Annotated in this window: 7 protein-coding genes; 6 read left to right on the top strand and 1 reads right to left on the bottom strand. The window is 69.6% G+C overall.

The annotated features are described in order from the left end of the window. Positions 1-107 precede the first annotated feature (107 nt). On the bottom strand, positions 108-1,274 hold the full coding sequence (locus tag J2X65_RS25025; protein WP_310207619.1) for a hypothetical protein: 1,167 nt from the start codon (positions 1,272-1,274) through the stop codon (positions 108-110). 172 nt (positions 1,275-1,446) lie between these two features. On the opposite strand from J2X65_RS25025, the gene J2X65_RS25020 reads away from it, so the two are divergent. The 6 genes from J2X65_RS25020 to J2X65_RS24995 all read left to right on the top strand — a co-directional run bounded on the left by J2X65_RS25020 (position 1,447) and on the right by J2X65_RS24995 (position 11,037). Beyond that, entirely contained in the window at positions 1,447-2,043 is a 597-nt protein-coding gene (locus tag J2X65_RS25020) for a nitroreductase (protein WP_310207615.1), read from the top strand. A 9-nt stretch (positions 2,044-2,052) separates the two neighbouring features. After that, positions 2,053-2,676, top strand: a complete 624-nt coding sequence (locus J2X65_RS25015) for a flavin reductase family protein (RefSeq protein WP_310207612.1) — start codon at positions 2,053-2,055, stop codon at positions 2,674-2,676. Between the two features lie 167 nt (positions 2,677-2,843). Then, positions 2,844-3,542 (top strand): L,D-transpeptidase, encoded by a 699-nt coding sequence (locus tag J2X65_RS25010; RefSeq protein ID WP_310207609.1) that lies wholly within the window; start codon positions 2,844-2,846, stop codon positions 3,540-3,542. Positions 3,543-3,858: 316 nt separating this feature from the next. Next, entirely contained in the window at positions 3,859-4,500 is a 642-nt protein-coding gene (gene parA / locus J2X65_RS25005) for a ParA family partition ATPase (protein WP_310207606.1), read from the top strand. A gap of 268 nt (positions 4,501-4,768) precedes the next feature. Beyond that, positions 4,769-6,763, top strand: coding sequence for an autotransporter assembly complex family protein (locus tag J2X65_RS25000; RefSeq protein ID WP_310207602.1), 1,995 nt, complete (start codon positions 4,769-4,771; stop codon positions 6,761-6,763). Continuing rightward, positions 6,763-11,037 carry a translocation/assembly module TamB domain-containing protein gene (locus J2X65_RS24995; protein ID WP_310207599.1) on the top strand — a complete coding sequence of 1,425 codons (4,275 nt, stop codon included), beginning with the start codon at positions 6,763-6,765 and terminating at the stop codon, positions 11,035-11,037. The genes J2X65_RS25000 and J2X65_RS24995 overlap by 1 nt, the downstream gene beginning before the upstream one ends.

Genomic DNA, 11,037 nt, shown 5'->3' with positions numbered 1-11,037 from the left:
ATCTCCGCCCACAAATCATCCGGAAGCAGCTTCTTCACCATGAAGCCAAACTCAAGCCGACATGGTTAACAAACGGTTTTGTTAGGCGCTCTAAGGCGCCCAAGCCCTCAGTCGCCGGACCCCTCCGGCGCCGCGGCCTGCTCGCCCACCAGCACGTCCACCCGCGTGTCCGAGCCGGATTCGACGTTGAAGGTCTTGGTGAAAGTCTTGCCCTCATAGCGCACCAGCGCGGTGTATTCGCCTTCCGCCAGCACGAAGGCCGGCGTCGGGGACGACGAATCCTTGATCGAGTCGCCGCCGGGCGTCAGCACCGACCATTGCGTGCCCGACAGCGGCGCCCCGCCGGCCTGTGCCACCAACTGCAAGGTGATCTCGGCGGCGCGATGGTGCAGCGTGGCATCGGTCACCTTGCCGGGCTGCACCGCAATGTCGGCCTGCAGCACCGCATTGCCCTCGCCATAGGTCGAGACGACGTAATAGTCGCCGGCCGGCAGCACCACCAGGTCGCCCGGCTCCGCCCCGCGATAGAACGGGCGGCTGGAGGCGCGCCCCTGCAGGAAGCTGCCCTCGAAAATGTCGTAGCTGACCTTGGAGGCCGGGATCGGCTTGTCGCCGACATCGCTCTGCAGTTTCACCCCGCCGGCGGGAATGGTGATCTGCTCGCGCCGCGAGTCCTCGCCGACCACGATGCGGCGGGCGACGCTGGCGAGGCCATAGGAGACGTGCACCACATAGCCGCCGGGCGAGAGGAAGAACACCGGCGCCGGCTCGGCCGCCTCGGCGACCAGCGGATAGGCGCCGGAGGCTTCCGGCCGGTCGTCGAACACCCGCCAGACCACCCCGCGCGGAATCTGCGGCAGGTTGGCGCCGAAGCGGGCGCTCATGCCGATCGCCGCCTTGCCAGCCGGTGGCTGCGGCAGGATGGTGTGCGGGTCGCTCGCCGTGCCGGCCGGCGCGGCCGCCGCAGGTCCCTTGGCCGGGGCGGCGGGGGCCGGCGTCTGCGGCGCCAGCCGCCGCGGCGCGCCGACGCCCGGCGCCTGGTTGCCGATGAACGGCATGGATTGCGCCAGCGAGCCGGCGGAAAACACCGAGGCATCGCCGCCCCCCGCCCGATCGCTTCCCGCCCCGTCGCTTCCCGCCCCATTACTCCCTGCCATCGCCGCGAAGGCGGGGGGCGAGGCCAGGCACAGCGCCATCAGCAGGGCGGCCAGCCGCGCCCCGGCGCGGCGCGGAAGGAAGGGGTAGCAGGCGAAGCGGGAGGGGGTCGCGAACATGGCCTCTTGGTGCCCGCGAACGTGGGCAAATTCAAGTCCGCCTGTCGCCGCCCGCCGCCGCCGCCATCGCGTGCGGCAAATTGAAAACGCTGACGCTGCGTCGTGCACGGCCCGCCCCTTGGCCCAGCCTCCCGTCGCGTGCTAGGCGCAGATGCGACAGGGGAACATCGCCATGACAACTGCCTCCGCGACTGCCTCCACCACCGCTCCCGATGCCCTGCGGCTGCTCAAGCTGCGCAAGAGCCCGAAGATCTTCGACATCGTCGCCCCCGGCCCGAAGCCGGCCGAGATCGACGAGATGCTCACCATCGCCTCGCGGGTGCCCGATCACGGCAAGCTGGCGCCGTGGCGCTTCATCGTCTTCGAGGGCGAGGGACGCGAGCGGGCGGGCGAGCTCATCGCCGCCGTGTTCCGGCAGGACGTGCCCGAGGCCGATGCCGACCGGGTGAACATAGAGCGCACCCGGCTCGCGCGCGCGCCGCTGGTGGTCGCCGTGGTGTCGAAGGCCGCGCCCCATGTGAAGATCCCGGAATGGGAGCAGCTCATGTCCGGCGCCGCCGCCTGCACGCTGCTGGTGCTGGCCGCCAACGCGCTCGGCTATGTCGCGACCTGGCTCACCGAATGGTACGCCTATGACGCCCGCGTGCGCACCGCGCTCGGCCTGTGGGCGGATGAGCGCATCGTCGGCTTCGTGCATATCGGCACGCTGGCCAGGCCGCAGGAGGACCGCCCCCGCCCGGCGCTCACCGACATCGTCACCCGCTTCTGAGAGGCCGCGATGTTCTACGAGCCGACCGGACGCGACCGGACCCTGCTGCCGCACAATCCGCTGAAGGCCATCGTCGCCCCGCGCCCGATCGGCTGGATCTCCAGCCTGTCGCCGGCCGGCGTCGCCAATCTCGCCCCCTATTCCTTCTTCAATCTGGTGAGCGAGAGCCCGGACATGGTGATGTTCTCCTCCTCCGGGGTGAAGGACACGGTGCGCAACATCCTCGACACCGGCGAGTTCGTCTGCAACCTCGCCACCCGCGAGCTGATCGCGCAGGTGAACCTCACCTCGGCGGTGCTGCCGCGCGAGGAGAGCGAGTTCGACCTCGCCGGCCTCGCCCGCGCGCCCTCGCGCCTGGTGCAGCCGCCGCGCGTCGCCGCCAGCCCCTGCGCGCTGGAATGCGTGCTGGTCGAGGCCCGCGAGCTGGTCGGCCGCTCCGGCGCCGGCACCGGCAACTGGCTGGTGTTCGGCGAGATCGTCGGCATCCACATCGACGAGGCCTTCGTCGAGGGCGGCGTGCTGCGCATCGAGAAGCTCAATTCCCTCGCCCGCTGCGGCTATTTCGACTACGCCGCCGTCGAGGAGATCCACACGCTGCCCCGTCCGGGCGGCCAGTCGTTCACGAGCGCCTGAGCACGGGCCAACGCCGATCACGTCCGCCTGAATTCGTGAACATTTATGGCAAACGATTCGTTAAGGTGAATGTCGCAATGTGTCCTGGACAGGCCGCTGCGATTCGGGATTTTTCGGGGAACGAAGCGCCGGCCATCCAGGCGCCTCGTGCGGGAGATAAGCGGACCATGCCGTCCATAGATCGTCGCGTTCTTCTTTCCGGCCTGTCCATGGCCGGGCTTTCCTTGGCGCTCGCCGGGTGCAAGAACACCCAGACCGCGTCCGCCCCCGAGCCGGCGCTGCCGGTGATGTCCTTTGCCCCCACGCCCAGCTATGGCGCGGTGCAGGACCGCTTCCCGGTGGCCGCCTTCGATACGTCGAGCATCAACCCGGTCTATCTGCGCCGGCAGGTGCCCTATGACGGCAAGCAGGCGCCCGGCACCATCGTCATCGATCCCAAGAACCATTTTCTCTATCTGGTGCAGCCCGGCGGCACGGCGATCCGCTACGGCGTCGGCGTCGGCAAGGAAGGCTTCGGCTGGTCGGGCACCGCCACCATCAATTCCAAGCAGGAATGGCCGGACTGGTACCCGCCGGCGGAGATGATCGCCCGCCGCCCGGACATCAAGCCGCAGCTCACCAAGCTGCAGAGCGGCATCGGCGTGCCCGGCGGCCTCGCCAACCCGCTCGGCGCGCGGGCGATGTATCTGTGGCAGAACAACAAGGACACGCTCTACCGCATCCACGGCACACTGGAGCCGAAGACCATCGGCACCAACGTCTCCTCCGGCTGCATCCGCATGATCAACCAGGACGCCATGGACCTCTACAACCGCGTGCCGGTCGGCACCACGGTGGTGGTGCTGGGCTCCGGCGCGCAGGTCTGAGAGCCTCCCCCGCCGCCTGAACCGAGGCGGCGGCTCCCTCTCCCCGCCGGGGGAGAGGGGTTGGGCGGACCGGCCACCACGCGCCGAACGTCGCCACGTCCCCCGGCTAGGCTGCCCCGGCCAGGCTTTTCCCGGCCAGGCTTCTCCCGATAACACATGCCGCGGCGTCTCGGCGGCGCAGAGGACGGGATTTCGCCGCCGCCCCGCCCGCTGGCGGCGTTTTCATCCCGCGTCCTTCCGCATTGCACTTGCTGCCCGCCGGTCCCAATGCGACCTTGCCTTTTGCGAATCCGTCGCGACCGGGGGAAGACGCGCCATGGCGGGCCGGATCATCACCATCGCCCAGCAGAAGGGCGGCTCGGGCAAGACCACGCTCGCCGCCCATCTCGCGGTGGCGCTGGCGCTCGACGGCGTGCGCGTCGCCCTGCTCGATTGCGACCCGCAGGGCAGCCTCGGCGAATGGTTCGAGAAGCGCGAGGAAAGCCTCGGGGAGGAGGCCACCGGCCTCGATTTCCGCACCGCCTCCGGCTGGGGCGCCCGCCGCGAGGCGCGCAGCCTCGCCCGCGACTACGATTTCGTCGTCATCGACACCCCGCCGAAATCCGACATCGAATCCCGCCCAGCCATCGAGGCCGCCAGCCTGGTCGCCGTGCCGGTGCAACCGACCCCGGTCGATCTGTGGGCGACGCAGGCGACGCTGGAAATGATCGCCAAGGAAGGCACGCCGTCCCTCCTCGTCATCAACCGCGTCCTGCCCCGCGTCGCGCTGACGCAGGAGATCGCCGAAGCCATCAGCGCGCTCGGCCACCCGGCGGCGCAGAGCCGGCTCGGCAACCGCGTCGCCTTCGCCGCCTCCATGGGCGCGGGCCGCACCATTCAGGAGACGGCGCCGGGCTCCAAGGGCGCGGCGGAGGTGCAGGCGCTCGCCGCCGAGATCCACCACATCATCGGTGCGTGACGCATCGTCATACCGCAACCTCCCGCGGCTGCCGTGAAAATGCCCGCCGGCGGTTGACGTATGCCGCTCCAGCCGGCAATCAGAAATGTGCGGGCACGCGGCAAGCTTCTGTTCACGCTATTCCTTTAGCTTGCCCGGACATGAAGCTAGGCCCCCGCACGGGCCGCACGGTGGTCCTCGCAGGGTCTGCGGGACAGCACGACGGGTAGCGAGGGTGGCGTTGCAGGGGCATGGAACAGCGGGAGTGAGGCGATTTCGGCTGGCTGTCATGCTGGTCACCGTCGTTGCGCCGCAGGCCCTGCTCGCCGCATCGCCGGCTCTCGCCCAATCGTCGCAGCAGCCGCCGCCGGCTTCCGGCACCGCCCAGCCGGCGACCCAGCCGACCAACGAGGCGCCGCAATCCGGCCTGCTCGGGCCGATCCTCGATCTGTTCAATCCCTCGCGCGTCGCTGCCCGCGAGCCGCCGACCATCGACGCCACGCCCTATCATCTCAGCTTCGAGGTGAAATCGACCGACCGCGAGGTGCGCAGCACCGTCGAGGACGCCTCCAATCTCGAGCGGCTGAAGGCGCGCCCGCCGGCCGGCGCCGCCGGGCTCATCCGCCGCGCCCTGTCGGACGGGCCGGCGATCAACGCCGCGCTCTATTCCATCGGCTATTACGGCAGCAATATCCGCATCACCGTGGCCGGCAACTCGCCGGACGCGCCGAACATCTTCGACATCGTGGAAGCCTCGCGCAAGCGTGGCCCGGTGCCGGTGGTGGTGACGGTGGATCCCGGTCCGCTGTTCCATTTCGGCCGCATCGCCATTCTCGACGCCAAGACGCGGCGCCCGCTGGCCGACGCGCCGAGCCTCGCCAGCCTGGGGCTGCAGCCGGGCGAGCCGGCGCTCGCCACCACGGTGGTGCGCAGCGAGACGGTGCTCACCAATCACTGGCGCGATGCCGGCCATCCCTTCGCCCGCGTGGTCGACAAGGACGTGGTCGCCGACCACGCCATGCGCCAGCTCGATGTCAGCTTCTATGTCGAGCCCGGCCCGCGCGCCACCTTCGGCCGCTTCACCGTCAACGGCGCCGATTTCCTCACGCCGCGTTTCATCGAGGACCGCATCGACATCGCCCCCGGCACGCCCTATTCGCCGGATGTGCTGAACCGGCTGCGCCGGCGGCTGCTGGAATATGAAGCCATCGCCAGCGTGCGGATCATCGAGGCCGACCATCTCGATCCGGACGGCTCGCTGCCGGTCACCATCGAGGTATCGCCCCGCAAGCCGCATTATATCGGCTTCTCGGCCAGCTATTCCTCCACGGACGGCTCGGCGATCAACGGCTATTGGGGGGCGCGCAACCTATTCGGCGGCGGCGAAACCCTGCGCCTCGATGCGCAGGTCTCCTGGTTCGGCCAGAAGTCGGAGGCGGTGCCGGACGCCGATCCCTTCGGCTACAAGGTCGCCGCCACCTTCATGAAGCCGGGCATCATCACCGCCCGCGACGATCTCCTCGCCTCGGCGGCGGTGCTGCGCGAGGTCACCAACGCCTATGTGCGCGAGGCCGGCACCTTCCTCGCCGGCATCCGCCATCGCTTCAACGACGAGGCGTCGCTGCAGGTCAGCATCGATCTCGAACAGTCGCGGGTGGAGGACACCACCGGCATCAACGACTATTTCATCGCCGGCGTGCCGTTCGAGTTCAATTACGACAACACCGACAACCGGCTCGACCCGTCCAAGGGCTTCCGCTTCACCGGCACTGCCGAGCCCTTCGCCCAGCTCGGCGACGCCAATGGCGTGCCGACGCTGCTCAATGCCCGCTTCTCGACCTATTACGCACTCGACGAGGCGAAGAAATACATCCTCGCCGGCCGCGTCGCCGCCGGCAGCATGCTCGGCGCCGATCTGTACGACATCCCGCCGCAGCGGCGCTTCTATGTCGGCGGCGGCGGCTCGCTGCGCGGCTATGACTACCAGTCCGCCTCGCCGCGCAACGAGGACGGCATCATCATCGGCGGCCGCTCCTATTTCGAGGCCTCCTTCGAGGCGCGCATCCGGGTCACCGACACCATCGGCGTGGTGCCGTTCTTCGACATGGGTTCGGCTTTCGCCAGCGAAGCGCCGGATTTCGATGAGATGAAATATTCGGCCGGCATCGGCCTTCGCTACTACACCGCGATCGGCCCGTTGCGGTTCGACGTCGCCTTCCCGCTCAATCCGGGGCCGGACGACGGCAGTTACGGCATCTATGTCAGCTTGGGGCAGGCCTTCTGATGGTGGTGCGCTTTCTCGGCTTTCTCATCTATGCCCTGCTCGGGCTGGTGCTGCTGGTGCTGGTCGCCTTCGGCGCCATCCAGACCCCGCCGGGCAAGGCGGTGCTGGCCCGCCTCGCTTCCTCGCTCGCCTCCACCCCCGGCGTCGCCGTCAGCATCGAGGGCATAACCGGCTTCGTCCCCTCCGATATCGGGATGGAGCGCATCATCCTGTCCGATGAGGAAGGCCCGTTCGCCAGCATTTCCGGCGCCCGGCTCTCCTGGAGCCCGCTGGCGCTGATCAACCGCTCCATCGAGGTCTCGGCGCTGGAAGCCGCCAAGGTCGAGATATTGCGCCGCCCGCTGCCGCCGGCGGAACAGCCCGCGCCGCCGCCCTCCTCCTCGTCCGGCTTCCCGCGGCTGCCGGTGCGGCTTGAACGGCTCGCCATCGACGAGATCATCCTCGCCGCGCCGGTGCTCGGCCACGCCGCCACGCTCGGCCTCACCGCCTCGGCGGATCTCTCGGCGGCGACCCGCGCGGTCGCGTTGAAATTCGAGATCGATCGCCGCGACGCCCCCGGCCGCATTGCCGGCACCGCCGCCTATGCGCCGGAGAGCGGGCAGCTCGACCTCGACCTTTCCGCCGACGAGCCCAGCGGCGGCCTCATTGCCCGCGCCGCCGGGATGGACGGCCTGCCGGAACTTACCGCCTCGCTCAAGGGCAGCGGCACGCTCGACCAATGGGATGGCCATCTCGCGCTTCAGGCCGGCACTCTGGCACAGGCGTCCGGCGCCGCCGGCATCCGCGCCGTCACCGAGGGCCATCGCTTCACCGCTGCCATCGATGCCGATATCGCCCGGCTGCTGCCCGCCGATATCGCACCGCTGTTCGAAGGTCGCACCGAGCTTGCCGCCGCCGCCACGCTCGATACCGCCAACCGCCTCGCCGTCGAGAGCTCCAGCGTGCGGGCGGCCGGTTTCGGCGCCGCGGTGAAGGGCAGCTTCGATCTCGACAGCCGCATCGCCGATCTCAGCTTCCAGGCGCGCGTCCCCGACAATGCCCGCTTCGCGGCGCTGGCGCCCGGCATAAGCTGGCAATCCGGCACTCTCGAAGGCACGGTGAAGGGCAACATCGCCGCCCCGGCGGTCGATGTGCATGTGGTGGCGGCGGGTCTCGCCGGCGCCGGCTACGGCACCGGCACCCTGACCCTCGACGCCACCACCCGCCCCGACACGGAAGGCAACCTGGCGCTCACCGCCGAGGGCGAGGCGCAGGGCCTCACCGCCACCGAACCGCAGGTGGCCGCCGCGCTGGGTTCGACCGCCCGCTTCCAGGCGGCCGGCCTGGTGCCGGCCGGCGATTTCGCGCTTTCGCGCCTGACCGACCTCACCGTACACCTCACCGGTCTGACCGCCCGCTTCACGGGGCAGGCCGACCCGCAGGCGGTGAACGGGCGGCTGAACATCGAGCGCCTCGACCTCGCCACGCTCATCCCCTTGATCGAGCGCGATATTTCCGGTGAGGCGCAGATCGATGTCGGCATCGACGCCAGCAGCGACCTCTCCCGCCTGTCGCTGACCATAGACGGGCGCACGCAGGGCCTGAAAACCGGCGTCCCCACCGCCGACGGCTTCTTCGGCCGGGTGGCGACGCTGACCGGAACCATTGCCCGCTCCGGCGAAAATGCGATTTCGATCAATAATTTGCGGATGAATGCGGAAGGACTGGCCTTTGTTGTGGACGGCCGTCTCGACACCTCCGCCGCCGATCTCAACGCGACGCTGAACCTCTCCGACCTCGCCCGCCTCGACCCCCGCATCACCGGCGCCGTGGAGGCGCGCGGCACCTTCTCCGGCACGCTCGACGCCCTGAAGGCGACCGCGCAGGTGTCGATCCCCTCCGGCACGGCAATGGGCAAGCCGATTCAAGGGCTTACGCTGGATGTCACCGGCAACGACATCACTGGCAACCCGAGCGCGACCTTTCGCCTGAACGGTACCCTTGCCGGGCAGCCGGCGACCGGCAGCGGCACCTTCGCCAGCGCCCCGGACGACAGGTTCGAGGTGCAAAACCTTGATATCGCTATCGGATCGGCGCGGGCCACCGGCGGCGTCACCATCACCGACGCCAGCCTCGCCACCGGCCACCTGACGCTTGCGGCCCCCAACCTCGCCGACATCTCGCCGCTGGTGCTCACCGAGCTGGCCGGCAGCCTGAATGCCGATGTCACCCTCGATATAAGCGAGGGCCGTCAACGGGTTGCGGTGAAAGGCAATGCCGAGCGCGTCGCCGCCGCCGGCCAGTCCGTCGCCATGGCCCGCATCGATGCCACAGTGATCGACCCCATCGGCGTGCCCGCCCTCGACGGCAGCGTCGAGATCCGCGGCGCCAATGTCTCCGGCCAAGTCATTGAGAACGCGACGATTCGTGGCAAGGGCGGTCCGGACGCCACCGATCTCACAATCGAGGCGACGGTGCAGAACACCGCCCTGCGCGCCGCCGGCCGGCTGGCCCGGCAGGGCGATGGCGCCCGGCTACGGCTCGACCGCCTCTCCGCCACCCGCGGCAGCACCACCATCGCCACCACCGCGCCGGCCAACATCACCTATGCCGGTGGCACGGTGACCATTGATCGCCTCGCCCTGAACGCCGGCGGCGGCACCGTCACCGTGGCCGGCAGCGCCGGCGAACGCCTTGATCTGACAGCGGATCTGCGGGCGATCCCGCTCTCGCTCGCCGAGCTTGCCGCCCCGGGACTGAACCTTACCGGCACGCTGGCCGGCAATGCCCGCGTCACCGGCACCGCGGCGGCGCCGACCGGCAACTACCAGCTCACCATCACCCGGCTATCGACGCCGGACGTCGCCCGCAGCGGCGCCGGCCCGTTCGACATCACGGCGCGCGGCGATCTCGGCGGCGGCCGCGCCACGGTGCGCTCGGAGATAAGGGGCCGGTTTCTTCAGGCGCTGACCATCAACGGCTCGGTGCCGCTCGGTGCCGGCACGCTCGATCTCGCCATTCGCGGCGGAGTCGATCTTGGCATCCTCAACCCGATGCTGGCGACCACCGGCGCCCAGGTGGTCGGCAATGCGGCGATCAACGCCACCGTCACCGGCACGGCGAGCGCGCCCAATGCCGGCGGCACCATCCGCATCACCAGCGGGCGCTATGTCGACAGCCTCACCGGCATCAATCTCGACCGCATCGAGGCGGTGCTCACCGGCAACCAGCGTACCGTCACGCTCACCTCCTTCTCCGCCCGCACCGGCAATGGCGGCAGCCTCGTCGGTCGCGGCACTATCGGCCTCGATCCCGCCGCCGGCTTTCCCGGACGGATCGAGATCGACATGACCAACGCCCAGTTGGTGAACAGCGAGTTGATGCGGCTGGTCACCGAGGGGCGGATCGCGGTGGAAGGCGCCTTCCTCAACAATCCGCGCGTCACCGGCCGGATGGTGGTGCGCGCGCTGGACGTCAACATCCCCGACCGGCTGCCGGGCGGCGTGCAAAGCCTCAATGTTCGTCACGTCAATGCCGGCAAGCGCTCGGTGCCCGGCGCCGCCCGCGCCGCACGGCGCGAGGCGCGGGCGGCGGATGCCGGCATCCCGCTCGATCTCACCATTTCGGCGCCGAACAACGTGTTTGTGCGCGGCATGGGAATCGAGGCCGAGCTCGGCGGCGACATCCAGCTGCGCGGCACCTCGAGGGCACCCGTGGCAATGGGCGGCTTCGAGATGCGGCGCGGCAATTTCGATTTCGTCGGCCGCCGCCTTTCCTTCACCCGCGGCCGGGTGACCTTCACCGGCACCACCGATCCCGAGCTCGATTTCGTGGCGGAGACCACGGCCAGCGACGTCACCGCCCGCATCATCGTCACCGGCCCGGCCTCGGCGCCGGAGGTCGACTTCACCTCCACCCCCACCCTGCCGCAGGATGAAGTGCTGTCGCGGCTGCTGTTCGGCCGCTCGGTCGGCCAGCTCTCATCCGGTCAGGCACTGCAGATCGCCCAGACCGTCGCCCAGTTCTCCGGCGGCTCGGGGGTGCTCAACGATGTGCGCCGCTCGCTCGGGGTCGATAGCCTCGTGGTCGGCACCGACGCTGCCGGCACCGGCGGGCAGGTCGGCGTCGGCCGGCGGCTCAACGACAACATCTATCTCGGCGTGCGGCAGGGCACGAGCGCCAACTCCAGCAAGGTGACGGTCGATGTCGACGTCACCAAGAACATCCGCCTGCAGGGCGCCACCTCGGCCGGTGGCGCGGCGGAAGTCGGCATCGGCGCCCAGTGGGACTACTGA

Source organism: Ancylobacter sp. 3268 (assembly GCF_031456575.1).
Taxonomy (GTDB): Bacteria; Pseudomonadota; Alphaproteobacteria; order Rhizobiales; family Xanthobacteraceae; genus Ancylobacter.
Note: the sequence above shows the minus strand (reverse complement) of the source record. Positions and strands in the feature narration are given on the sequence as shown.